Origin of the sequence: Gordonia hirsuta DSM 44140 = NBRC 16056, from assembly GCF_000333015.1 — a bacterium.
GTDB lineage: Bacteria > Actinomycetota > Actinomycetes > Mycobacteriales > Mycobacteriaceae > Gordonia > Gordonia hirsuta.
Map to the genome: position 1 here is coordinate 1 of NZ_BANT01000023.1, position 22,537 is coordinate 22,537.

Consider the following 22,537-nt stretch of genomic DNA (forward strand, 5'->3'; position numbering starts at 1 on the left):
CTGGATACGGCAGGGCAGGCAGACGTCGAGCAACTGCACCGGGACGGTCACCGCCCCGTCTCGATGGGCTTGCCCGCAGCCTCCCAGGCGACCATGCCACCGCTGACGCAGACACCGTCGATCCCGCGCTGCGCGAAGTACGAAAGCAGGCGGAACGAGCGCCCACTGGTCCGGCAGATCACCAACAGGTCGCAGTCCAGATCGATCTCGTCGACCCGGGCGGGCACATCGTCGAGAGGCATGTGCAGTGCACCGCGAACATGGCCCGACTCCCACTCGTCGTCTTCGCGGATGTCCAGAAGAATCTGATCGGTCACCGCGGTGAAGTCGTCGGGCAGCGCGGTGACGTCGATCTGCTCGATATCCATACTCACGATCTCCATATTCCCACAGACTGCGGTGCACGTGCCCGGCTTGGTCGCCCACCGCCGACTCCCCTGCCGATGGTGGCCGGCCGGCACGTACCACAGCCGACGCCGAGTCCCCACTGCAGCGGCCCGTCCGGGCCCCGGAGAGTTATCCACACCGCCGGTGCACAACAGTTGTCCACATAACCCCCATAGGGGCGGGTCCACTGTGGACAATCCTGTGGATTTGTGGACAAAAATCGAGGTCACTCGGCAAATAGTGACGGTATCCTCACGTTTTACGACGGAATTGTGCCGCCGTCCACCTGCGCGTCACCTTCTATTTTGCCGATGAACAAGCGCTCACTGCGCTATCCCCACTGTGGACAACGTGTGGACAACACGCCGCGCGACACTCTCAAGTTGACCTTTCGAGTTGCGCCGGCCGGTGTCATCCGAGCGGTGGACACCGCGGCGGTCCCGAGAACGACGGGCCGGCGGCGACGGGTGTCAGCGAGCGCAGAAATCAGCGAGTCGAGCGGCCTCGCGTTCCACCTCGGCACGCTCGCGCGGCTGCAGATCCACCGTCTCGGTCAGGTCGACCGCGCCGTCGCGCAGACGCCACGTCCCGGCCAGCCGCCCGTCGACGAGCACCCCGCCCGGGGCAGGTCCGGCGGCGCAGTCGGCACGACGGCCCTGCCGATCACGCACCCGGCCGCGATCGGCTCCGCTGAAGATCTCGTCGCCCGGCGCGAGGAACCGGACCGGCGCCGCCAGCTCCGCATCGGCGATCGGCAGACCGTCCAGGTCGTACAGTTCCTGGCCGTCGGGTCCGACGAGCCTAGCCAGCTCCCATTCGGCTTCCATCGCCTCCAGGAGGCGCGCCGTTCCGGCAAGACCGCACCATCGGGTCACCGCAGCGGCCGACGACGGTCCGAAGCCGCGCAGGTACATGCGGATCAGATCGCGGTGCGCCTCGGCCCCGGTGACCGCGGGCTCCCCGGCGCCGATCCATTCGTCGAGAAGTCCGTACCCCGGCTGCTGATCACCTGCCTGCCGGTCATCCGGCCGCTGCCCCGGCGGCCGGATCCGCACCAGCGGCGAACCGGTCTCGACCACCTCCAGCAGAGTGCGAACCGGTATCTGCGGCCACGTCCGGGACAGTTCGGCCCGCACCACCGCGCCGGGAACGCCGGCGCGGTGGCCGGTGAGCAGTCCGGTGGCCACCGCGAGGATCTGTGCACGGTCCACTCCCGGGGGCAGCGACGCAGCACGGCGGCTCGCCGTCACTGCCGGTTGCACCGCCTGCCGGATCCAGCGCGCATCCAGCCCGTCCATGACGAAGACCGCACCCCGGTGCAGCACCATCTCGACCACCTCCCGGGCGGTCAGCAGAGAGTCCAGCTCGTCCGGGTCGAAGCCATCGATCCGGGCGAAAAGTGCCTGCACCGGCGAACCGGAATCGCCGGCGGGCAGTCCGACGCAGCGGTCGATCACCTCGATGGCATCCTCATCGACGCGTTCGAGCAGATGCTGGCGCTGCAGCAGCGTCCGATTCCACTGGCCGGCGGTGAGCCTGGCGGACACGGGCGCAATCAGTCCCGGGCCGGGAAGGTCAACCCGGTCGCGGCATGGCAGCGGTAGCCGTTCGGATTCTTGTGCAGGTACTGCTGGTGCACCGGTTCGGCGTAGTAGAAGCGGCCCGCCCCGGCCGCCGACAGTTCACTGATCTCGGTGGTCACCGGCCCGTAACCCGCCTCGGCCAGCACCGGCGCGAATCGGGCGGCCGCCTGCGCGGCCTGCTCGGTGTCGGAGGCACTGAAGGTGTAGATCGCCGACCGGTACTGGGTGCCGATGTCGTTGCCCTGCCGCATCTCCTGCGTCGGGTCGTGGGAGGTGAAGAACACCGCGAGGATCTGCTCCAGGCTCACCTGCGCGGGATCGAACACCACCAGGACCGCCTCGGTGTGGCCGGTCCGGGCGGTGCACACCTCCTCGTAACTGGGGTTCGGGGTGTACCCGCCGGCGTAGCCCACCGCCGTGCTGACGACACCGGGCAGCTGCCAGAAGATCTCTTCGACGCCCCAGAAGCAGCCGCCGGCCAGCACGACCGCGTCCAGCGCATCGTCCCACCCGCCGATCCCGCCGGGTGTGTAGTCGCCCTCGGGCGAGACGACCCCCCGCAGCGGCCGGCCGAGCACCCCGTGCTCCGGCGGCAGCGGCATCTCCTCGTCGCGCCCCGGCAACGCCTCCGCGGGGTCGATCATCACGCGCTTGACGTCGGCGGCGGCCATGATTCGATCGAAGAGACTCATGCCTCCAGGGTACGGCGCCGGGGCGATTGGCTCGACCGTCGCCGACGCAGTAGGGTGACGCCCATACTGCAGGGTGTGATCTAGGGCACCCCGCACTGGCCCGGGGAGGGACGGGATGACCAGCGATCGCCAGTTCGTGACCAGTTCTCCGAACGTGACACGACACTCGGAGTCCTGGCCGATCTACAACGTGCGCACCCAGTGCGCGGCCATCGCCGTGACCATCCTGGTGATCGTCGCCGCGATCGTGCTGATCCTCGTTCTCTGACGCCGGCCTTCCATCAGCCCCCGCCCCGCCGCCGACGCACCCTTGCGCTCCGGGGTCCGGTGGCGCAGGGTAGAAATTGGATCGAGTACGAAGAATCACTGATGAGAGGATCGACCGTGGCTGTCTACACCCTGCCCGACCTGGATTATGACTACGGCGCTCTGGAGCCGCATATCTCCGGCAAGATCATGGAGCTGCACCATGACAAGCACCACGCCGCATACGTAGCCGGTGCCAACACCGCCCTGGAGAAGATGGAAGAGGCCCGCGATGCCGGCGATATCGCCGGGAAGGTCTTCGGCCTCAGCGCCAACCTGGGCTTCCACCTGGGTGGTCACACCAACCACTCCATCTTCTGGAAGAACCTGTCGCCCAACGGCGGCGGCGAGCCCGAAGGTGACCTGAAGGACGCGATCGACCGCGACTTCGGCGGCTTCGACAAGTTCAAGGCGCACTTCACCGCCGCAGCCACCACCCTGCAGGGCAGCGGCTGGGCCATCCTCGGCTACGACACCATCGGCAAGCGCCTGGTGATTGAGCAGCTGACCGACCAGAGCGGCAACACCTCGGCCGCGCTGATCCCGGTGGTCATGCTCGATATGTGGGAGCACGCCTTCTACCTGGACTACCAGAACGTCAAGCCCGACTACGTCAAGGCTTGGTGGAACGTCGTCAACTGGGAGGACGCCGCCGCTCGCTACGGCCGCGCCACCGCCGCCGACGGGCTGATCGTCCCGGCGTGATCGTCTCCACCGGATCGGACGGGTAGATCCTGATCCGCGTGAACCAGGTGTGAACGACGGCGCTCACTTCCCCGCGGAGTGGGCGCCGTCGCGCATCGGTGCGGCGGCGCCGCGGCCGCGCAACCCGGACACGACGATCCCGTGGCGCGGTGCGAACAGGTACACCAGCGCGAATCCGATCCCCTGGACCAGCACGATCATGCCGCCCGGCGAGGTGTCCCAGTAGTAGGAGATGTAGAGCCCCAGGACCGCACATGCCGCCGAGAACACCGGTGCGATCACCAGCATCCGGCCGAAGCGGTCGGTGAGCAGGTACGCGGTGGTGCCCGGGATGATCAGCATGGCCACCACCAGCACCACCCCGACCACCTGCAGGGCGGTCACCGCGGTGAAGGCCAGCAGTGTCAGCAGCAGCGCGCCCAGCCGGCGGGGGTTCAGCCCGATCGCGTACGCCTGGGTCGGATCGAAGGCGAACAGCGTCAGATCGCGGCGCTTGAGCACCACCACCACCGCCACCACCGCACCGAGCACCGCGATCTGCAGCAGATCGGTTCGCGAGACCCCGAGCAGATTGCCGAACACGATGTGGTTCAGATCGGTGTGGCTCGGCACCGTCGAGATAAGGACCAGACCCAGGGCGAACAACGTGGTGAACACGATCCCGATCGCCGCATCCTCTTTGACCCGGCCGCCGTCGCGGACCGCACCGATCAGCGCGACGGCCAGCAGACCGAAGGTCACCGCGCCCACCGCGAACGGCCAGCCCAGCAGGTAGGCCAGCACCACCCCCGGCAAAACCGCGTGGGAGACGGCGTCGCCCATCAACGACCAGCCGATGAGCACCAGCCAGCACGACAGCAGGGCGCACACGATCGAGGAGATCAGGGCTGCCCCCAGGGCGCGGACCATGAAGGCGTAGTCGAAGGGTTCGAGCAGCAGGTTCACGATCGCCGACATCTCAGTCCTCCCTGTCGTGGGCGAGCGGGTCGACACCGAAGGCACGGATCAGGTTCTCGGTGGTGATCACCGCCTCGGGTGGCCCCTGGGCGATCACCCGGCGCTGCAGCAGGACGGTCTCGTCGGCCAGGCGCGGCAGGGCCTGCAGGTCGTGGGTGGAGACCAGCACCGTGGCACCGGCCCGCGCGCGCTCGGTCAGCACCTCGGTGATGGTGGCCTCGGTGCGCTTGTCCACGCCCGCGAAGGGTTCGTCGAGCAGCAGGATCGAGGCGCCCTGGGCCAGGCCCCGGGCGACGAAGACCCGTTTGCGCTGTCCGCCGGACAGGTCCCCGATCTGGCGGCCGGCCAGGTCCGTCAACTCGACCCGGGCCAGCGCCTCCTCGACCGCCGCCTGATCGTTCCGGCCGGGACGCCGCAGAAAGCCCATCCGGCCGTAGCGGCCGGTCATCACCACCTCGCGCACAGAGATCGGGAATGCCCAGTCGATCGCTTCGGACTGCGGGACGTAGCTGATCTGCCCGGTCTTGCGGGCTCGTTCGGCGGGTTCGCCCAGCACCCGGATCCGGCCGCTGTCCGGCGTGACCAGACCCATGATCGATTTGAACAGGGTCGACTTACCCGAGCCGTTCATGCCGACCAGCCCACAGACCCGTCCCGGGTACAGCGCCAGCCGGGTGTTGGTCAGGGCCGGTACCCGCCCGTAGCGGACGGTGATGTCGTCGATGTCGACCGTGGGTGCGTCCCGGCTCATCGGCGGTCCCCGGTGAGGCCGTCGACGATGAGCTCGGTGTCGTGGCGAAGCAGGTCCAGATAGGTCGGCACCGGTCCCCCGGCGGCCGAGAGCGAGTCGACGTAGAGCGTCCCGCCGAATCTGGCGTCGGTGGCCGAGACGATCTGGCGCATCGGCGCATCGGAGACGGTCGATTCGCAGAAGACCGCGGGGACGTCGTTCTTCCGGACGAAGTCGATGGTGCCGGCCATCTGCGCCGGTGTGGCCTGCGCCTCGGCGTTGACCGGCCAGATGTAACTCTCGGTCAGTCCGGTATCGCGCGCCAGATACGAGAAGGCGCCCTCGCAGGTGACCAGGGCCCGCTGGTGCGCGGGCAGGTCCCCGAGCGCGTCGGTGAGTTCACCGCGGACCGCGCGCAGCTGCTCCTTGTACGCCTCGCCGTTGGCGGCGAACTCGGCGGCTCCGTCCGGATCCAGGTCGCTGAAGGCCCGCACCAGATTGTCGACGTAGATCTCGGCGCTGCGCGGACTCATCCACGCGTGCGGATTGGGTTTGCCCGCATAGGCCTCGGCGGCGATGTCGATCGGCTCGACCCCGTCGCTGGCGACCACATGCGGTACGTCCAGATCGGCGACGAACCGGCCGAACCAGGCCTCCAGATTCATCCCGTTCTCGATGATCAGATCGGCCTTCGCGGCCCGGCGCACATCCGCCGGGGTCGGCTCGTAGCCGTGGATCTCCGCCCCCGGTTTGGTCAGCGACTCCACGGTGAGGCGGTCGCCGGCCACATTCTGGCCGATATCGGCGAGCACGGTGAAGGTGGCGAGCACCCGCGGGCGCCCGTCGGCGGCGTCGCCGCGGTCGCAGCCGCTCAACGCCGGTACGACGAGGAGCAGCAGGACGGCCAGGAGGGCGGCAGGCGCAGTTTTCGGCACATCTACTTTTTAGTTCGGGTGACCGAATAAATGCAAGAGGGTTCTCCTAAACCCCTGGTCGGGCCCGCGACCGCAGCCTGCGGTCCCGGCTACAGCAGGATGGTCAGCGCGATGGCGCCGCCACAGGCCAGAACCGTCAGGCCCAGAGCGATCCAGTCGGCCCGCCCCGGTCGCGAGGGATAGGCGGTGAGCCGGCCGGTGCCGCCGCGCGCGGTGATCGCCTCACCCATCTCTGCGGCCCGCCGCATCGCCGAACTCATCGCGGCCACCACCATGTCGATCAGCGTCATCTCCGCCGACGGGTGTCCGGAACCGGCGCGCGAGGACGGCCGCAGCCGGTAGGAGGCCCGCAGCAGACGCATCTCCTCCATCAGCAGCGGCAGCCCGCGCAGCGACAGCGCGATGCACACCGCCCATTCCTCGACCGGCATCCGCAGCAGTTTCAGCGGTGCCAGCAGCCGGGCGATCGCCGGAGCGATCTCGGCCATCGGCGTGGTCCAGACCACCAGGATGCTCATCGCCAGCACGATCAGGCCCAGGGCCGTGCCGCGCATGAAGATCAGCACCCCATCGATGCCCGAGGACAAGGCGGTGATGCCGGCCCCCAGGGCGATCAGTCCCCAGAACCACCACGGCGGCCGCGGCAGGGCGCCGAGCGGGATTCCCGCGAGCAGCGCGAAGACCAGCACGAACACCGCCACGAAGGCGAGGCTCGGCCACGTAGGCAGCACCCAGGTCATCAGGCCCAGCACCAGGACGATGAGCAGTTTGGTGCCCGCCCAGAGCTGGTGGACCACCGAGTCGCCGGGCAGCTGGCGCAGGGGCGGGGTCCGCAGGGTCATCGTCGTGCCTCCAAGACTCCGCCGGTCAGTTCCACTCGCCGGTTGCAGACGCGGTCGAGCGCCTCCAGGTCGTGCGAGATGATGATGATCGTGATCCCGCCGCGCCGCAGCCCGGCCAGGACGTCGAGGACCTCTTCACGTGCCGCCGGGTCCAGCCCGGCCAGGGGTTCGTCGAGCACCAGGACCTCGGGTTTGGAGGCCACCAGCGAGGCCAGCACGACCCGCCGCATCTGACCACCGGACAGCGAGTCCACGCGCCGGGCGGCGATCTCGCGCGGCAGCGCCACCAGGTCCAGCACCCGCGCTACCTCGGCGGTGCCGACCGATTCGCCGCCGACGGCCATGATCTCATCGCTCACGGTGGTCTTCTGCAGCTGCAGCCGGGCGTGCTGAAAGCCCAGGCCGATCCGGCCGATCTGTCCGGTCATCGGCTCGCCGTTGAGCAGTACCTCGCCGCTGGTGGGTGCGATCAGACCGGCCACGATCCAGGCCAGGGTGGTCTTGCCCGAGCCGTTCCCACCGACGATCAGCATGCCGTCGCCGCGATTGACCTGCAGATCGACGTGGTGCAGCGCGGTCACCTCCCAGGGCGAGCCGGCCAGATAGGTGTGCGAGACGTCGCGGATGTCCAGTAGCGGTTCCGCGGCGATCGCGCTGTCGGGCAGCAACGGCAGATGCGCTTCTGGCGCCATCCACTCGGGGCGGTGCGCCACCACGCGGCCGGCCTCCAGGTGGATCACCCGGTCGGCGGCACGCGCCTCGGAGTCGCGGTGCGTGATGAGCACGACGGTGATGCCGCGGCGGGCCGGCAGCGAGGCCAGGATCTGCACCAGTTCGAGGCGTCCCTGCGGGTCCACCATCGAGGTCACCTCGTCGGCGATCAGCAGCTGCGGGTCGCGGGCCAGGGCGGCGGCCACGGCCAGTCGCTGCTGCTGGCCGCCGGACAGATCCGAGGTCTCCCGATCGCCCAGCCCGGCCAGGCCGACCTCGGCCAGCAGGGCCTCGACGTCGACGTCCTGCCCCGGGGGCAGTCCCCACACCAGATCGTCGGCCACGCGCGATCCGAGCATCTGCGATTCGGGTCGCTGCAGCACCAGGGCGGTGCCGCCCCGCTTACCCAGGCCCGAATCGCCGGGTCGGTCGACCACCCCGACGGTCGGCGGGGTGCCGGCCAGGATCTTCGACAGCGTCGACTTACCCGAGCCGTTGGCGCCGACCACCGCGACGAACTCCCCCCGGGTCAGCGTCAGATCGATTCCGGTGAGCACCTCCGCCGAGGTGCCCGGGTAGCGGTAACCGACGCCGACCATGCGCAACGGCAGCGGGGCGGCGATCTCCTCGACGGTCAGATCACGGCTGTTCTCCAGGGTGTCCTGCATCTTGATGTGCGCCAGCCGGCCGATGACGCCGCCGAGGATCCACCAGGCCACCACCAGCGAGATGAACGAGCCCAGAGCGCCCGAGCCCAGCAGCCAGATCCACCAGTAATCGACGATGTTGTCGGCGGCTCCGCCGAACCAGTCACCGATCCCGCTCAGATCGCGGCGCTCACCGGTGACCCGCGACAGGCTCTCGGCCGCAGTGACCACTGCTTTGCCGATGCCGTCGATCATGTTGTGCAGGATCTGCAGCACCAGGTTCCGCAGCGGCACCAGAATCCACAGCACCAGCACCGACACCGAAGCCAGGGCCGGTGCGACGAGCAGCGACACGAGCAGCAGGGTCACCAGACCGCCACCGCGCCGTTTCACCTCGCCGACCACCCCGCCGATCACCACCGAGGCCAGAACCGAGAGTGCCGAGCCCAGGCCGGCGACGGCGAAGGTCACCGCCGTCGTGGTGACCCCGGCGGCGACCACCGCGCGCGGGCGGGTGCGGGCGGCGATCATGGCGACGGGGACCGGGGCCAGCAGACCGGCGGCCTGCGCCATCGGAATCACCGAGGCCACCACGACGGCCACCACCGTCAGCCCGGACAGAATCGCGACGATCGCGATCTCCAGGGGACGCAGCGGCCCGCTGATCGGGCGCGCACGCGTATCGAGGGCTTGTTTCGTCACGGGCCCATTGTGCCTGGCTCCGGGTGCCGACCCACAAAACGCCGGTGGGCCGCAGACGCGGTGTCAGGGTTCCCGAACATCGAGTTGTGGCCCTCCTACCTGCATAAATGAGGCTCCACCTCGCTGTTGCGGCCCCCCGGCGGCCTGCCTAGGGTGATCGACATGATTGCGGCATTGCTTCTGGGCTTCGGCGTCATCTTTGTCGCCGAACTCGGCGATAAGTCGCAGCTGATGGCCTTGACCTATGCGCTGCGCTACCGGTGGTGGGTGGTGCTCAGCGCGATTCTCGCGGCGACGACCCTGGTGCACGCGGCCTCGGTCTTCTTCGGGCACTTCCTGGGACTGTCGATCCCGACTCACCTGATGTCCATCGCCGGCGGCCTGGCCATGCTGGCCTTCGCACTGTGGACCCTGCGCGGCGACGAGCTGTCACAGGACGAGGCCGCCCGGGTCACCAGAGTGAGCGGCTCGGTCTTTCTGGCGGTGATGAGTGCCTTCACCCTCGCCGAACTCGGCGACAAGACGATGTTCGCCACCATCACCCTGGCCGCCGACAACCAGTGGCTCGGTATCTGGATCGGGTCGACGCTGGGGATGGTCGCCGCCGACGCCCTGGCGATCGCGATCGGCCGCGCCTTCGGCAGACATCTGCCCGAACGCACCGTTGCGCTCTTCGCCGCCGCACTGTTCTTCGGCTTCGGTATCTGGCTCCTGACCCAGGGCCTGCTCGATGCCACCGTGCCCGTCCTGATCGGCACGCTGACCGCGGTGGCGGTCGTCATGGTCGCAGGTATCGGGGTGATCGTCTCGACGCATCGGCGCCGGCAGCTCGAGAAGGCGATCCGCACCCGCGCCTCCGAAGAGACGGTGCCCCTGCCCTGACCCGGCGCACCGCCGGTCAGCCGACCGGGCGTGCGGACGGCAGCGAGGTACCGGCACCGAGCAGGTCTTCCACCGTCGGCAGCCGCAGGATCCGCTCGGAGCTGAGCCATTCGCGCAGCACCTTGGTCGCCTGCACATCGTCTTCGTTGTAGCGCAGTAGCCGTTCGCGCTGAGTCGCATCCAGCGGCGCCCCGTCCAGTCCGACGGCGGCGGCGTACCACTCCATCGAGGCCACGCCACTGGCCTGTTCGTCCTGCCAGTCGAATCCGGCGATCGGTGCGATCCGCTTGAGCCCCTTACCGTCGGGGCAGATGAAGTTGGTGTTGACCGCTTGGTAGATGTCGACCCAGTCGTCCGAGGCGATGAACTCCTCCACCTCGTCGCGGTGCGGTACACCCGGTATGCCGCCGAACCGGTCGGCGCTGGCCCGCAGCCACCGGTTCTCGGCCTGTTCGGAGTAGCAGTAGGCCGCAAACGTGCGGCCCGCCTCGTGGGCGCGTCGACGACTGTCCATCAGCCACGTCCAGAATCGGCCGAAGGCTCGCCCCTCGTCGGACGACGGCAGCGGATCCCAGGTGACGAACGGCAGGTAGCGCGACGGCCGGTCGGGTGCGGCGTTGTCGGTGAGCAGGGTACCCCACAGGTAGGCGCCGCGCTCGCCGTAGCTCTCCATATCGACGTCCACCTCGACGTCGGCGCGCTGAACCGTCGGCCGGTCCAGTCGCCGCACCAACGGCACCTCGGCGCGGCGACAGCTGGCGGCGACCACCGCATCCGTGAAAGAGGGGTAACCGGGCCACTCCGGCGGCGGATCGCCGCGGTAGTCCGCCAGTTGCCTCACCGTCGTGATCCCCATCTGCGCCAGGGCCGCAGTCCCCGCGCCGCCGACCACCAGGCTGACGTCGTCGCCCGCCTCCAGCTCGGCCTTGCATCGCGGCCACCAGTCACAGCTGCGGCATTCGTTGATGCGCCGCGGGACGGTGGGGATCGTGCCGGCTGCGATCGCACGGCGGCGTTCCAGCGCCTCCTCGTATTCGGGCATCACCGCACCCAGCGGCACGGCCAGAATGCAGTCGGCGTCCACCCCGATCACCCCGCCGACCCAGTCGGCGCGATCGGGCGCCGCCGCGTATCCGAGCCCGTCGAGCATGGCGGCCAGTTGAGCCAGCCGCAGCGCATCCCGGCGGTTGGGCCGGTTGGTCCGGGCCGGATCCCGCTCCGGCGCCCAACGATCGAGGGGACTGGTCCGCAACGTCGCCGGTTCGGCCGGATCACGATCGGCTTTGGCCGGGTTGACCACCCGGTGATTGACGATGATCAGCGGCACATAGCCCTGCCCGTGACGGATCAGTGCCTCGGCGTGCCCGCGCCGGCCGTGTACCCGGTCGATCGGTAGTGCCGCCGACAGGATCCAGTCGGCACCGTCGGCGCAGGCCGTCAGCGTCAGTTCGGCACGACGCTCCATCGGCAGGCTCGGATCGATGTCGACCAGCGTCGTCGGCAGCCGGTCCTGGGCTTCGCGCAGCAGCTGCAGCACTTGGGCGCGGTGCGCCTGGGCCGCCTCGATGCGCCGCAGGGCGTCGGGCGATTCGGTCTCGGCCGGCCCGTCCCCGGCGGTCCGTGCCGCCGCGTCCAGCGCCAGCCGGTGTTCGCAGCCGGTCAGATCGCGTGCACCGAGGATCACCGCTGGCACCTCCGTCTGACTCTCTGGACCTGCGTCACCGTCTCATCCTCCACCGACACTATGCAAAACTGGTAGACATCACGGCCAAGCCGGTCTTACCGGTGGAGGTGGAAAGGACACCATGGGTTTCTTGTCGTCCAGTTCGGCTCGGCGCGCCGAGCGTAAAGCCGAAGCAAAGATCCGTAAGGCGGAGGAGAAGGCTCTCAAGACTCGGGTCCGGCTAGAAGCCAAGGTCAGTGCGCACGAGGAGAAGAAGCGCCACAAGAAGGCCCTCCGCGACGAGCACAAGTACCGCAAGAAGGCACACAAGGCCGAACGCAAGACCGCCAAGGCGAACGTCAAGGCGCAGGAGAAGATCGCCGCCGTCGAGGCGAAGACCCTTGCGGCCCAGGTCAAGGCGGACGAGAAGGCCGCCGAGAAGCAGGCGCTGCTGTCGCCGGCCAAGGTGCGGCGCTACCTGTCGGTCGCCAAGCTCGTGGCCCCGATCGCCGGACCGATCCTGTATCGCGGGGCGATCGCAGCACGTTCGGAGATCACCGCCCTGCAGGCCCGCCGCGCCGGTGTGCCCGCCGAGCTGCTGACCCAATACGGCGGACCCAGTGCTCCGCTGCGCGCCCGGATCGACGCGGCCCGCCAGTCCGCCGCCAAGGTCGCCGCCCAGGATCCCACCGGCGAAGGCCGAGCCTTCGTCGATGCGATGACCAAACGGCTGGACAACCTCGTGGTGGCCGCCGATGCCGCCGACACCATGCCGCCCTCGCAGCGCCGGGCGGCCCAGCGCGCAATCGGCAATGAGCTCAGCGCGATCGATAACGATCTGCTGGCCCGGCTGAACGTTCACCCCTGATCAGGAGCAGACTCCATGGCTGACCAGAACCAGAACAAAACCGTTGCGCAACTGCGGGCCGAAGCCAAAGCCAAAGGGCTGCACGGTTATTCGACGATGCGCAAGGCCGAGCTGATCGTCGCTCTCGCCCAGGACGACGGCACCCCGGCTCCGGCAACCGGCCCCGCGTCCCCGGCTGCGAAGACCCCGGCTGCGAAGACCCTGGATCCGGCGACCCCGACACCGGCGATCACCCCGCCGCCAGCACAGGCTGAACTGACCGCGCCGCCGGTACAGAGCGAACTGACCGCCGCGCCCACGCCGGCCGCGCTCACCCCGGCCCCGCAGAAGGCCGCCTCGTCCGGTTCCTCCACGCCGGTCCCGCGGGTGGATGCCGTCGCCGAGGCCGACGCTTCGCGCGCCGCCGCCTCTCGGACCGACGCTTCACGAGACCGATTCACCCAGCTGCTGCGCACCAGTCCCACCGATCTGCCCGGCGACCGCGTCACCCCCGGCATGATCGCGGCGATCGCCGCCGTTGTGGCGATCCTGGTGATCCTGCTGCGCCGGCGTCGGTGCCGCTGAGTCGCCCATGGACCCGCGCCGGCGAGTCGGCTCTCCGTCGCCGGATGAGCGGTATCGCGTGGCACGAATCGGCCAGCGGAATCACATTCAGGAATAGCTCTCGCGCGATCCCGTCCAGACTGATGAACCGCTGCTTAGCGATGGCCTGCGGTTCGGTGTAGCCGATCGGGCCTCCGGGGCCGGACCATAAGCATCAGGACGAGCGAAGTAGCCGATCAGGCCGTCTAATCGAATGTCCAGGAAACGGGGTCAACCCCAACCCTGGGTCCTGTGGTGTGGTCTCGGTTGTGTAAGAACTCCCATTCTCACACCCAGGGCCCGCATACATCTTGTGGTCGCCCCCGCTCGGGCCGAACGTCACCTACGCACTCTTAGATCCGGAGAGCCAGTTCGGGCCCCCGAGAAAATCTCCTCGAAGGCCCGATTCTGAGCAGATCCCGCCCTGCCGCTACCGGCCCGGCAAGTACTTCAGACCGCGGATCGCCAGCGGAGTCACCTTCAGGAACAGATCCCGGGGAACCCCGCGCATCCCGTCCAGTCCGATGAACCGCTGCGCAGCGATGGTCTGTGGCTCGGTGTACTTGATCAGGCCCTCGCGCCCGTGCCGGCGGCCCACACCCGACAGCCCGATCCCGCCCATCGGTGCGGCGGTCGACCCCCAGGCGGCAGCGTAGCCCTCGTTGATGTTGACGGTGCCGGCGCGCAACTGCTCGGCGATCTTCTGCGCCTGAGCGCTGCTGCTGGCGAAGACGCTGGCGTTGAGGCCGTATTCGGTGTCGTTGGCCAGTTCGATCGCTTCCTCCACCGAGGCGACCGGGTAGATCGATACCAGCGGACCGAAGGTCTCGTTGCGGCAGCACGCCATGTCTTCGGTGACCTTGGTCAGCACGGTGGGCGCATAGAACAGCGGTCCCAGATCGGCGCGCTTGCGACCACCGGCCAGGACCCTGGCGCCCTTGGCGACCGCGTCGTCAACGTGCTCCTCCATCGCCTTGATCTGGTCGGCCGAGGCCAGCGACCCCATATCGGCGGACATGTCGTAGCTGGCGGCCAGCGACATGTTCTCGACGTAATCGGCGAACTTTCGGCTGAACTCGTCGGCGATGGCTTCCTCGACGTAGATACGTTCGATCGAGATGCACAGCTGTCCGGAGTTGGAGAAGCAGGCGCGGGCGGCGCCCTCCACGGCCCGATCCAGATGGGTGCCCTCGGTGATGATCAGCGGGTTCTTGCCCCCGAGCTCGGCGGAGAAGCCGATCAGGCGCTTGCCGGCCTGCTGCGCCAGCGTGGCGCCGGTGGCCGAGGACCCGGTGAACATCAGGTAATCGCAGTGCTCGACGATCGCCTGACCGACCACCGAGCCCGGACCCGGGACGACGGCGAACAACTCGCGCGGCAGTCCGGCCTCGTAGAGCAGTTCGGCCAGCGCCAGCGCACAGTACGGGGTGTTGCTGTCCGGCTTGATCACCACTGCATTGCCCGCGATCAGCGCGGGCACGGCGTCGGAGACCGCCAGGGTGAGCGGGTAGTTCCACGGGCTGATCACGCCCACCACACCCTTGGGCAGGTACCGCACCCGCACCTCGGTGGCGCCGGGGATCATGCCCGGCTCCTTGTGCTCGGCCAGCATCCGGGGACCGTTGGTGGCGTAGTACCGCGCGGTCAGCGCGACGTCGAGGACCTCTTCCTGGGCGTAGATCCGGGCCTTACCGGTCTCGGCCTGGGCGATGTCCATCAGCGACTCGGCGTGGGAGTGCACCAGGTCGGAGAAGGTGTTGAAGACCTTCGCCCGCTCGGTCGGGGTCTTGGCGGCCCAGTCGGTCTGCGCCTGCCGGGCCCGCTCGACCGCGCGCACCACGTCCTCGGCGGTGCCGACCGGGATGGTGGCCATCTCGGTGGCGCTGAAGGCCTCGAGCACCGGCTTGGTCGGGCGGTCTGCGGGGTCGTCGATCGCGGCCAGCGCGGCGAGCCGGGTGAAGTAATCGGGGGTGGGCTTGGCCACGGTGTGCTCCAGTTCGGTTCGGCGGGTGGGCAGGGGGCTCAGGCGGGCGTCACGACGACGATGCCGTCGTCGTCGGAGAACAGATGGTCGCCGGGCTGGAAGACGATGCCCCCCAGTTCGACCGGCACATCGCGCTCGCCGGCCCCGGTCTTGGACGATTTGCGCGGGTTGGTGCCCAGCGCCTTGACTCCGATCGCCATCTGGCCGATCGGCTTGGCATCGCGGATCGCCCCGTTGGCGATGATCCCGACCCAGCCGTTGCTGCGGCCCAGTTCGGCGATGATGTCGCCGACCAGTGCGGTGTGCACCGAACCGTCGCCGTCGATCACCAGGACTCCGCCCGGGTTCGGCTCGGACAGGATCGACTTGAGCAGGGCGTTGTCCTGGAAGCAGCGCACGGTCGTGACCACACCGGCGAACTCGCGGTTGCCGCCGTACTGGATGAACTGCGTATCGCAGCTGCGGACATCGGGGCCGATCTCGTCGACCAGGTCAGCGGTGGGTGTGAATTCAGGCGCGCTCATAACCCCAGTCTAGGCGTGCACCGCGACGATCTGTACCCCACGGTAACCTGCTGGCCCGGCCGGGAATCGGCCCACGGCAGGCGCAGGGCACACTTCTATGCGACGGGCCGCCGCCGACGGGGCACAATGGATGGCGTGGACTTCGTGGAGATCCGGGACGAGAGCATCCGGCTGGGGCAGTTCCTGAAGCTGGCGAGCCTGATCGACACCGGCGCCGACGCGAAACTGGTGATCGCCGACGGTCTGGTGACGGTCAACGGCGAGGTGGAACTGCGCCGCGGGCGCCAGTTGCACGACGGCGATGTGGTGGCGCTGGGCGGCATCGGTGTCCGCGTGCAGAGCCCGGCGGGAACCGGGCTCCTGACAGCTCCCGGGAAGGATTCGTGAGATGACCGAGGTATCCGGCGGGGTGGTGCACCCCTTGCCCGACGACTTGCGCGCAGCCCTGTTGGGTGGTCAGCGCGGACCCGGCGACGACGGCAGCGCATCGGTCGGCCGCAGTGTGCTGGAACTGTGGGAGGCCTGTACACCGCTGGGCCGCAACGAGTTCATCTGCTGGGTCGATGAGGCCAAACAAGCCAAGACCCGCGCCCGGCGGATCCGGCGCACCTGCGAAGAACTGGAAGACGGGATGCGGCGGCCGTGCTGCTGGCCCGGCTGCAAGCACCGCGAGCGCACCGGGAAACCGTAGCGCCACACACTGCCGCTCCTAGAGCCCGCGTCGGGCTCCGGCGGGGCGGACTCGGGCCCCGGCGAGTCAGGCTGCCCGGCGCAGCCGGGCAAACTCTTCGGTGCTCACCAGTCGTTCCCGCTCGGCGGCCAGTGACCGGGGCGCACGCAGGCGCCCCCACATCGCGCGTACAAGGCCGTGCCCGGTCCGTCGACGTTCTCGCGCGGCGACTCCGGTTGCCATTCGAACCACTCCCGAAAAGTTCTCGTACCGATCTCTATCCTGTATCTCGTTCCGGCGGCCTCCGGCGTTACGGCCAACGGGAACGACGGCGTGTCACCTGTGGTGTGCCGCACTCGCTGTCCTGGGGGGTCGGTACACTCCGGGGGTTACGTGCACGGTCAGGAGGGCAGGTCCGATGTCGGACGAGATCGAGTCCATCGCGGGCTACCGCATCCTGCGCAGAGTCGGCGCCGGCGGTATGGGCAAGGTCTACGCCGCCCAGCATCCCCGGTTGCCGCGCCAGGACGCGATCAAGGTCCTCTCCCCCGGCTACTCCAACGATTCGGTGTTCCGCGCCCGATTCGAACGGGAGGGCCAGCTCGCAGCCAGCCTGGAGCACCCGCACATCGTGCCGGTGTATGACTGCGGCGTCGACGACGGCCGGCTGTGGCTGTCGATGCGGCTGATCAACGGCCCGACCGCCGCCGAGGAACTCAAAGCGGCGGCGCCCGGCGGACTGCCGCCGGCTCAGGTGATCGGGATCTGCACGGCGGTGGCCCGTGCGCTGGACTTCGCGCACTCACGGAATCTTCAGCACCGTGACGTCAAGCCCGAGAACATTCTCATCGATCTGAGCAGCGGCGCCCCGCATCCGGTGCTGTCGGATTTCGGGATCGCCCGGATCGTCGGGGACACCTCCCTGTCGAGCACCGGCATGGTGATCGGCACCGTCGACTACAGCGCACCCGAGCACCTGAGCGGGGAGGCCACCGACGGCCGCGCCGACCAGTACAGTCTGGCCTGCACCGCCGCCTACCTGCTCACCGGCATCAAACCGTTCGGCGCCACGAATCCGACCGCGGTGATGATGCGTCACATCCGCGACGAGCGTCCGTCGATCTCGGCACTGCGCCCGGATCTGCCGCAGGCGATCGACGACGTCTTCCGCAAGGCACTGGCGATCGCGCCGGACGAACGGTACGGCTCGTGCCAGGAGTTCGTCACCGCCCTGGACCGGGCGCTGCGGACCGAGAACCCGACCACGGCCACACCGACCACGGCCATCGGTTCACCGCGCGGTGCGACGGCGGCCACCACCCCGGTGCCGCCGCAGTACCCGGTCACCGAGATCGCCAACATCTCCCATCCGCACCCGCCGGCGCCCCCGGTCCCCGCGCCGCCGCCCGCCCAAGCGCAGGCTCAGGCCCACCCGACGATCGCGGCGATCTCGCAGCCGCAGCGGACCGCTCCCCCGCCACCGCCCGGCCGGTATCCGCCCGCACACTCCCAACCGGTGCCGCCGGTGCCCCCCAAGGGCCGCAAGGCCGGGCTGATCGCCGGTGCGGTGGCTCTGGCCGTGCTGTTGGTCGGCGGAGGCATCGCCTGGGCGATGCTCGGCGGTTCGGACGACGACCCCGCCTCGCCCCCGGCCACCGCTGCAGCCGCCGACGGCTCAGCCGAACAGGCCAGCGCCGCGGTGTCCTCGGCACCGCCGCGTCAGCAGTACGACATCCTCAACACCACGCGCAACGCGCTCGATCCGTGCCGACTGCCGGCGAATCTGCTGACCGAAGGCGGAATGAACCCGAACCTGAGTCCGGCACGCGCACCCAACGGTGACATGCTGCTGTGCAACGGCACTCTGACCGGCAACGCTCCGCCGATCCTGCTCGGCGGGTACGTCCCGGAATCCTCGACGTGGCGGTGGATGGTCGAGCAGTACGACCGCGGAGCCCCGGCGTTCCCTGATCTGCCCGGCTGGCGCAGGTACGAAGCCTACGACGGGGTGACCCGATGCAAGTACGGGTTCGTCGCCGAGAACGCCCCCCGCTACGCCTTCGAACTGGCGGTGCAGGTCCGGCCGGCCAGCGGCGGTTTCGATGTGCGGGCACGTGAAGATGCGTGCAATCGTCTCGCCCAGGCGGCACGGGCGATCGACCCGGCGATGCCGCACTGATGGCGCCGGTCTCCCGCCGGAACATCCTTCCGGTGCTGCTGCTGGTGACCGCACTGATCGCCATCATCGCGGTCGCGACGGTCCTGGTGCTCGATCGCCGCGGTGAGATGACGGTGGCCGGTACCCCGTCGTCGGCCGGCGGCACGCCCTCGGCGGCCGCACCGAGCCAGGCACCGCTGCCCAAGAAGCTCGGACCCGGCGCCCGCCATGTGCACATGGGTGACTCGTACGCGGCCGGCACCGGGGAGAGCGATCTGGCCCCCGACGCCCCGGTACGCTGCCAGCGCACCTCCTCCAATCCCGGCATCCAGGTGGCTGAACGCATGAAGTGGGCGGTCCGCGACGTCAGTTGCACCAGCGCCAAGACCGAGCACATGACCCAGTCCCAGCATCGCGGCCTGGCACCACAGACCGAGGCGCTCGACGACAGCATCGACGTGGTGACCGTGGTCCTCGGCGCCAATGACGAAGACTTCTTCGGCTTCCTGGTCAGCCGCTGTGCCGGCGCAGGCGCGGAGGATCCGACCGGGTCGCCCTGTCGCGACCAGTACGGCCAGGAGCTGATCGAGAAGCTGACGTCGGGCACCGGCCCGAACCTGAAGGCCGCCTACGCCGAGATCGCCGCCAAGGCACCCAACGCCGAGATCTACGCGATCGGCTATCCGTGGCTGGTCCCCGCCTCCGGTGCCTGCCGGCCCGAGCTCGGCTTCGCCGACGGCGACATCGCCTTCGCCCGGGAACTGCAGGCCGAGCTCAACTCACGCGCCAAGAGCGCGGTGGAAAGCGTCGGCGGCACCTTTGTGGACATGGCCGAGCTCTCCGACGGGCACGATGCCTGCACCACCGAGAAAGTGCGCTGGATCGAACCCGCCTTCGATGCGGACGGCCGCACGATGGGGATCCCGGGCAATCATCCGAACGCCCGCGGCCAGCGGGCCATGGCCGACGCTCTGGAGAAGGCGATCCGCGCAGGGCGCTGAGCGGTCCGGATCCTGGACCTCGCGGCGGCCGTTGCCTCCCGGTGCAGTCGCCGTTCCTACTACCGCTGCGGCGACCTACCGCTGCTGCGGCGGCCGCTAGCGGATCGCCCGCGCCACCGTCCGGGCGGCGACCGCGTCACCGTGCGGAGTCGGGTGCGCGAACAGGAAGGTCTCGCCCAGCGCCGGGAACGGGTGCCGGTTGACCCACGGGTCCAGGCTGCACACGCCGTGCCCGTTGGTGGCGGCGTTGAGGTTCACAAAACGCACTCCCAGCCGACGCGCCGCCTCCTTCTGGGCGACCTGCATCTTGGCCAGGAAGGTCGGTGCGGCCGTCCGACCGGGCTCGGGCACCGGGATCAGGCCCAGCGCCTTGCTGCACATCTCCCGCTGTCCCGGGGCGAACACCTGCGGGTACCCGACGATCGCGATACGCGCGTTCGGTGCGGCGCTGCGGACATAGGTCACCAGCGCACGCAGCTGCTGGGCGTAGTTGGCACCGGTCAGGGTCGGGAAGCTCTGCTGGCCGCGGTCCCACAGGCCCGGTCCGCCGCCGAAGGAGTTGAAGCCCAGCTGGACCAGCACGGCCCGCGTGTTGGCGTTGAATCCCCCGCGCCGGCGGACCTCCTGGGCCTCGTCGTACACGTTGTAGCCGCCGTTGCCGAGCTTGGCACCGCTGCAGGCGACGTTCATGATCGGGTGGCTGGTGTGCCGTGCGAGCTGCGCCGGCCAGGCGGTGGCGCTGCGGCGGCATTGGCCGGACTGCGACTTCTTGTAGGCATAGTTCGTGGTGTACGAATCGCCCATCACCACGATGTAGGACCCCGGTCGCGCCTCCGCCGGAGCGACCGCCAACGGCGCCAGCAGGGCGACCACGGCGGCGAGCATCGCGACGATCGTCCCGGACCGTCGCCGACCGCGAACAGAACGACGCAGACCGTTTCGCATGGTGACACGCACGATGAATCCCCATTCCTGGAAGTCGGAGTGTGCGAAAAGCCTAACAGTGCGCGTTCGGCTAGGGCCGGGTTCCCCTGAGCAGATGACACCGGCCGGCGGGAAGCAAGCGGCCGCTGGTCCGACCGAACAGCGGCAGGTCAGGGGATCGCGCGGGTGTCGCGCTGCACGATGTCGACCACCGTGAGCCCACCGTTCGCGTGTCGGCCGACCTTCTTGTTTCGGCCTGTCTTCTTCCTCCCGGTGATCGGTTTGTCGACGTACTGATAGATCAGCGCCGCCGCGATCGTCGACAGGATCAGTGCCACCGCGGCATATCCGAGCCAGGCCCAGAATCCGCCGGCCCGGCCCGAGGCCAGATAGCGCACGACGATCACCATCACCGGATACTGAATCAGGTAGAAGGCATAGGAGATGTCGCCGAACCAGACCATCCGCCGGGTCGAGTTCAGCCCGCGCCGGCCCGCCACGTCCCGGTTGGCCGCCGTGGCGATCACCGCGGCCGTCGGCAGCAGGATCAGCACCGACATCTTGAAGTTGATCGGCACGAACCAGGTCGCCGCGAACGTCCCCGCCAAGGCCAGCAGCGGCCAGAGCATGCGCTGATTGCGGAATCGCCCCATCAACACCAGCCGGCAGACCAGCACACCGATGAAGAATTCCGGCAGCCGCACCAGCGGGAAGTAGTAGCTGAACCAGTACGCCACATCGCCGTAGCCGACGTACTCGCGGGCGAAGAACTCCGGTGAGGCGTTATACCCCCAGTCCTGCGTCGTGGCCGGCACCGGCCACGCGACCCTGGCACCGAACAGGTTCTCGGTGCTCTTGTCCCCGGGCGCCCACAGATACAGCGCGGTGTGCATGGCCACGATCAGCGCGAACAGAATCCCCAGCGCCCGTCCGACCAGCCGGTCCGGGATGCGCGCGATCAGCGGCGCCAGGAACGGGAACGTCAGATAGAACAGCATCTCCGAGGCCAACGACCAGGCAGGCACGTTCAGCCCGCCCAAAGACGTCCAGTTCGGCCACCACGTCTGGATCAGCGCCAGCGCCGGCAGCCAGGTGTCCAGGCGGCCGATCGGAATCGGGATCACCAGCATCAGCACGACCGTCGCCACGATGTGCGTGGGATAGATCTTCTTGATGCGCCGCCACATGAACGAGACCTCGGTGTCGTTGCGGCGCCGGGTCCACCACATGACGAAGCCGGAGAGCACGAAGAAGAACGTCACACCCGCGGCACCGACCTGCATCGGCACGGCTTTGGCCAGGTCCCAGTAGCCATCGCTCCCGTAGAACGGGTAGATCGGCAGAAAAACGACGACGTGCAGGACGAAGACGGCCAGCGCGGCCCACCAGCGCATCCCCGTCAGCGACGGAAGGCGGGCACCGCGCACATCGGCGGCGGTGTCGACCGGAGCGCTCATCCGCGGAACCGGCCCGCAGCGTCGCACCGTGTCGCGACCCGAGCGGCGAGGCCGGGCGCGCCTCGGAGGCACAAGTGGCCCACACCCGGGGGTTCGGGGTGTCGCGCAGGTGAGGAGGCCGAGGTCATCGTTGGGAGTATACGAGTCGGCCGATTCGTCGCACCGGGCCCTGGCGGCAGGACGAACGCTCGGCGTGGGTTACCGCTCGTCCCGGTCTGTCCGTCCGGTTCCGCCCGGCGGTGCTTCCGGCAACCGGCTACTGACCCGGGTCATCGCCGGGTCAGTAGCCGGGGCGACCGCCGCCACCCTGCGGCAGTTCGGGGACCTCCGCCGGTGGCTGCTCCTGCTGCTGCGGCTGCTCCTGCGGTGCCTCCGGCACCACCGGCTCGGGCTCGACCGGCTGCACCGGCTGTTCCGCCGACGACTTCGGTGCGGCCTTCGACGAGCTCACCGCCGACGAGGAGGCCGGCGTCGACGATTCGACGCTGCTGGCCGGCACCGACACGCTCGACGGCGTGGTCTTCTCCTCGTCGCCCGAACTGCATGCGGTCAGCAGTCCCAGTGCGGCGAAGGCGCCGATGACAGCGGTCGCGGACTTCTTGTTCATCTCACTCCTCGATCTCCGGT

At 69.0% G+C, this 22,537-nt stretch carries 23 protein-coding genes; 9 read left to right on the forward strand and 14 right to left on the reverse strand.

Going from position 1 to position 22,537, the window contains the following annotated elements; genetic code table 11:
* Nucleotides 1–47: 47 nt before the first annotated feature.
* The 3 genes from GOHSU_RS09220 to msrA form a co-directional block, all read right to left on the reverse strand.
* On the reverse strand, nt 48–383 hold the full coding sequence (locus GOHSU_RS09220; protein ID WP_155821101.1) for a rhodanese-like domain-containing protein: 336 nt from the start codon (nt 381–383) through the stop codon (nt 48–50).
* A 474-nt stretch (nt 384–857) separates the two neighbouring features.
* Nucleotides 858–1,934, reverse strand: coding sequence for a winged helix DNA-binding domain-containing protein (locus tag GOHSU_RS09225; RefSeq protein ID WP_005940224.1), 1,077 nt, complete (start codon nt 1,932–1,934; stop codon nt 858–860).
* An 8-nt stretch (nt 1,935–1,942) separates the two neighbouring features.
* Nucleotides 1,943–2,662 (reverse strand): peptide-methionine (S)-S-oxide reductase MsrA, encoded by a 720-nt coding sequence (gene msrA, locus GOHSU_RS09230; protein WP_024332532.1) that lies wholly within the window; start codon nt 2,660–2,662, stop codon nt 1,943–1,945.
* 115 nt (nt 2,663–2,777) lie between these two features.
* Between msrA and GOHSU_RS16775 the strand changes: the two genes are divergently transcribed.
* The gene (locus GOHSU_RS16775; protein ID WP_005940231.1) at nt 2,778–2,930 is read left to right on the forward strand and encodes a hypothetical protein; all 153 of its coding nucleotides are present in this window, start codon (nt 2,778–2,780) and stop codon (nt 2,928–2,930) included.
* Nucleotides 2,931–3,046: 116 nt separating this feature from the next.
* Entirely contained in the window at nt 3,047–3,673 is a 627-nt protein-coding gene (locus tag GOHSU_RS09235; protein ID WP_005940234.1) for a superoxide dismutase, read from the forward strand.
* A gap of 63 nt (nt 3,674–3,736) precedes the next feature.
* On the opposite strand, the gene GOHSU_RS09240 is transcribed toward GOHSU_RS09235, so the two are convergent.
* From GOHSU_RS09240 to GOHSU_RS09260, 5 genes are all read right to left on the reverse strand, one after another.
* Complete coding sequence (locus GOHSU_RS09240) at nt 3,737–4,630, reverse strand: metal ABC transporter permease (RefSeq protein WP_005940237.1); 894 nt, start codon at nt 4,628–4,630, stop codon at nt 3,737–3,739.
* A gap of 1 nt (nt 4,631) precedes the next feature.
* A complete protein-coding gene (locus GOHSU_RS09245; protein ID WP_005940240.1) occupies nt 4,632–5,381 on the reverse strand; it encodes a metal ABC transporter ATP-binding protein in 750 nt (249 codons plus the stop codon).
* Nucleotides 5,378–6,235, reverse strand: a complete 858-nt coding sequence (locus GOHSU_RS09250; protein WP_245551712.1) for a metal ABC transporter substrate-binding protein — start codon at nt 6,233–6,235, stop codon at nt 5,378–5,380. The genes GOHSU_RS09245 and GOHSU_RS09250 overlap by 4 nt, the downstream gene beginning before the upstream one ends.
* Before the next feature lie 149 nt (nt 6,236–6,384).
* The gene (locus tag GOHSU_RS09255) at nt 6,385–7,137 is read right to left on the reverse strand and encodes an energy-coupling factor transporter transmembrane component T family protein (protein WP_005940245.1); all 753 of its coding nucleotides are present in this window, start codon (nt 7,135–7,137) and stop codon (nt 6,385–6,387) included.
* On the reverse strand, nt 7,134–9,197 hold the full coding sequence (locus GOHSU_RS09260) for an ABC transporter ATP-binding protein (RefSeq protein WP_005940249.1): 2,064 nt from the start codon (nt 9,195–9,197) through the stop codon (nt 7,134–7,136). Before GOHSU_RS09260 ends, GOHSU_RS09255 begins: the two co-directional genes overlap by 4 nt.
* Before the next feature lie 162 nt (nt 9,198–9,359).
* Between GOHSU_RS09260 and GOHSU_RS09265 the strand changes: the two genes are divergently transcribed.
* Nucleotides 9,360–10,079, forward strand: a complete 720-nt coding sequence (locus tag GOHSU_RS09265; protein ID WP_024332533.1) for a TMEM165/GDT1 family protein — start codon at nt 9,360–9,362, stop codon at nt 10,077–10,079.
* Nucleotides 10,080–10,095: 16 nt separating this feature from the next.
* On the opposite strand, the gene GOHSU_RS09270 is transcribed toward GOHSU_RS09265, so the two are convergent.
* Nucleotides 10,096–11,772: a TM0106 family RecB-like putative nuclease gene (locus GOHSU_RS09270; RefSeq protein WP_024332534.1), complete on the reverse strand. Its 1,677-nt coding sequence runs from the start codon at nt 11,770–11,772 to the stop codon at nt 10,096–10,098.
* A gap of 112 nt (nt 11,773–11,884) precedes the next feature.
* Here GOHSU_RS09270 and GOHSU_RS09275 point away from each other — a divergent pair, with 112 nt between their 5' ends.
* Both GOHSU_RS09275 and GOHSU_RS09280 read left to right on the forward strand, forming a co-directional pair.
* Complete coding sequence (locus tag GOHSU_RS09275; protein ID WP_005940257.1) at nt 11,885–12,610, forward strand: DUF6474 family protein; 726 nt, start codon at nt 11,885–11,887, stop codon at nt 12,608–12,610.
* Nucleotides 12,611–12,625: 15 nt separating this feature from the next.
* The gene (locus GOHSU_RS09280; protein WP_005940260.1) at nt 12,626–13,174 is read left to right on the forward strand and encodes a Rho termination factor N-terminal domain-containing protein; all 549 of its coding nucleotides are present in this window, start codon (nt 12,626–12,628) and stop codon (nt 13,172–13,174) included.
* Between the two features lie 448 nt (nt 13,175–13,622).
* On the opposite strand, the gene GOHSU_RS09285 is transcribed toward GOHSU_RS09280, so the two are convergent.
* Nucleotides 13,623–15,176, reverse strand: coding sequence for a succinic semialdehyde dehydrogenase (locus tag GOHSU_RS09285; protein ID WP_005940263.1), 1,554 nt, complete (start codon nt 15,174–15,176; stop codon nt 13,623–13,625).
* Nucleotides 15,177–15,214: 38 nt separating this feature from the next.
* Nucleotides 15,215–15,700 (reverse strand): ribonuclease E activity regulator RraA, encoded by a 486-nt coding sequence (gene rraA / locus GOHSU_RS09290; RefSeq protein ID WP_005940266.1) that lies wholly within the window; start codon nt 15,698–15,700, stop codon nt 15,215–15,217.
* Between the two features lie 126 nt (nt 15,701–15,826).
* On the opposite strand from rraA, the gene GOHSU_RS09295 reads away from it, so the two are divergent.
* The 4 genes from GOHSU_RS09295 (at nt 15,827) to GOHSU_RS09310 (ending at nt 19,529) form a co-directional block, all read left to right on the forward strand.
* The gene (locus GOHSU_RS09295) at nt 15,827–16,087 is read left to right on the forward strand and encodes an RNA-binding S4 domain-containing protein (protein WP_024332535.1); all 261 of its coding nucleotides are present in this window, start codon (nt 15,827–15,829) and stop codon (nt 16,085–16,087) included.
* 1 nt (nt 16,088) lies between these two features.
* Nucleotides 16,089–16,391, forward strand: a complete 303-nt coding sequence (locus GOHSU_RS09300) for a YdeI/OmpD-associated family protein (protein WP_005940272.1) — start codon at nt 16,089–16,091, stop codon at nt 16,389–16,391.
* Nucleotides 16,392–16,788: 397 nt separating this feature from the next.
* Complete coding sequence (locus GOHSU_RS16280) at nt 16,789–18,549, forward strand: protein kinase domain-containing protein (RefSeq protein WP_005940275.1); 1,761 nt, start codon at nt 16,789–16,791, stop codon at nt 18,547–18,549.
* The gene (locus GOHSU_RS09310; protein WP_005940278.1) at nt 18,549–19,529 is read left to right on the forward strand and encodes an SGNH/GDSL hydrolase family protein; all 981 of its coding nucleotides are present in this window, start codon (nt 18,549–18,551) and stop codon (nt 19,527–19,529) included. Before GOHSU_RS16280 ends, GOHSU_RS09310 begins: the two co-directional genes overlap by 1 nt.
* A 96-nt stretch (nt 19,530–19,625) precedes the next feature.
* On the opposite strand, the gene GOHSU_RS09315 is transcribed toward GOHSU_RS09310, so the two are convergent.
* The 3 genes from GOHSU_RS09315 to GOHSU_RS09325 all read right to left on the reverse strand — a co-directional run bounded on the left by GOHSU_RS09315 (nt 19,626) and on the right by GOHSU_RS09325 (nt 22,517).
* Nucleotides 19,626–20,414 carry an SGNH/GDSL hydrolase family protein gene (locus tag GOHSU_RS09315; RefSeq protein ID WP_005940282.1) on the reverse strand — a complete coding sequence of 263 codons (789 nt, stop codon included), beginning with the start codon at nt 20,412–20,414 and terminating at the stop codon, nt 19,626–19,628.
* Between the two features lie 209 nt (nt 20,415–20,623).
* Entirely contained in the window at nt 20,624–21,910 is a 1,287-nt protein-coding gene (locus GOHSU_RS09320) for an acyltransferase family protein (RefSeq protein ID WP_005940286.1), read from the reverse strand.
* Nucleotides 21,911–22,190: 280 nt separating this feature from the next.
* A complete protein-coding gene (locus GOHSU_RS09325; RefSeq protein ID WP_005940289.1) occupies nt 22,191–22,517 on the reverse strand; it encodes a hypothetical protein in 327 nt (108 codons plus the stop codon).
* Nucleotides 22,518–22,537 lie beyond the last annotated feature (20 nt).

What these genes read in the sequence shown, in the direction of transcription:
- GOHSU_RS09220 (WP_155821101.1), bottom strand. Translation starts at nt 383, where the DNA reads ATGGAGATCGTGAGTATGGATATCGAGCAGATCGACGTCACCGCGCTG.
- msrA (WP_024332532.1), bottom strand. Translation starts at nt 2,662, where the DNA reads ATGAGTCTCTTCGATCGAATCATGGCCGCCGCCGACGTCAAGCGCGTG.
- GOHSU_RS09280 (WP_005940260.1), top strand. Translation starts at nt 12,626, where the DNA reads ATGGCTGACCAGAACCAGAACAAAACCGTTGCGCAACTGCGGGCCGAA.
- GOHSU_RS09300 (WP_005940272.1), top strand. Translation starts at nt 16,089, where the DNA reads ATGACCGAGGTATCCGGCGGGGTGGTGCACCCCTTGCCCGACGACTTG.
- GOHSU_RS09265 (WP_024332533.1), top strand. Translation starts at nt 9,360, where the DNA reads ATGATTGCGGCATTGCTTCTGGGCTTCGGCGTCATCTTTGTCGCCGAA.
- GOHSU_RS09310 (WP_005940278.1), top strand. Translation starts at nt 18,549, where the DNA reads ATGGCGCCGGTCTCCCGCCGGAACATCCTTCCGGTGCTGCTGCTGGTG.
- GOHSU_RS09315 (WP_005940282.1), bottom strand. Translation starts at nt 20,414, where the DNA reads ATGCTCGCCGCCGTGGTCGCCCTGCTGGCGCCGTTGGCGGTCGCTCCG.
- GOHSU_RS09255 (WP_005940245.1), bottom strand. Translation starts at nt 7,137, where the DNA reads ATGACCCTGCGGACCCCGCCCCTGCGCCAGCTGCCCGGCGACTCGGTG.
- GOHSU_RS09240 (WP_005940237.1), bottom strand. Translation starts at nt 4,630, where the DNA reads ATGTCGGCGATCGTGAACCTGCTGCTCGAACCCTTCGACTACGCCTTC.
- GOHSU_RS09325 (WP_005940289.1), bottom strand. Translation starts at nt 22,517, where the DNA reads ATGAACAAGAAGTCCGCGACCGCTGTCATCGGCGCCTTCGCCGCACTG.
- GOHSU_RS16775 (WP_005940231.1), top strand. Translation starts at nt 2,778, where the DNA reads ATGACCAGCGATCGCCAGTTCGTGACCAGTTCTCCGAACGTGACACGA.
- GOHSU_RS09295 (WP_024332535.1), top strand. Translation starts at nt 15,827, where the DNA reads ATGGATGGCGTGGACTTCGTGGAGATCCGGGACGAGAGCATCCGGCTG.
- GOHSU_RS09275 (WP_005940257.1), top strand. Translation starts at nt 11,885, where the DNA reads ATGGGTTTCTTGTCGTCCAGTTCGGCTCGGCGCGCCGAGCGTAAAGCC.
- GOHSU_RS09245 (WP_005940240.1), bottom strand. Translation starts at nt 5,381, where the DNA reads ATGAGCCGGGACGCACCCACGGTCGACATCGACGACATCACCGTCCGC.
- GOHSU_RS16280 (WP_005940275.1), top strand. Translation starts at nt 16,789, where the DNA reads ATGTCGGACGAGATCGAGTCCATCGCGGGCTACCGCATCCTGCGCAGA.
- rraA (WP_005940266.1), bottom strand. Translation starts at nt 15,700, where the DNA reads ATGAGCGCGCCTGAATTCACACCCACCGCTGACCTGGTCGACGAGATC.
- GOHSU_RS09320 (WP_005940286.1), bottom strand. Translation starts at nt 21,910, where the DNA reads ATGAGCGCTCCGGTCGACACCGCCGCCGATGTGCGCGGTGCCCGCCTT.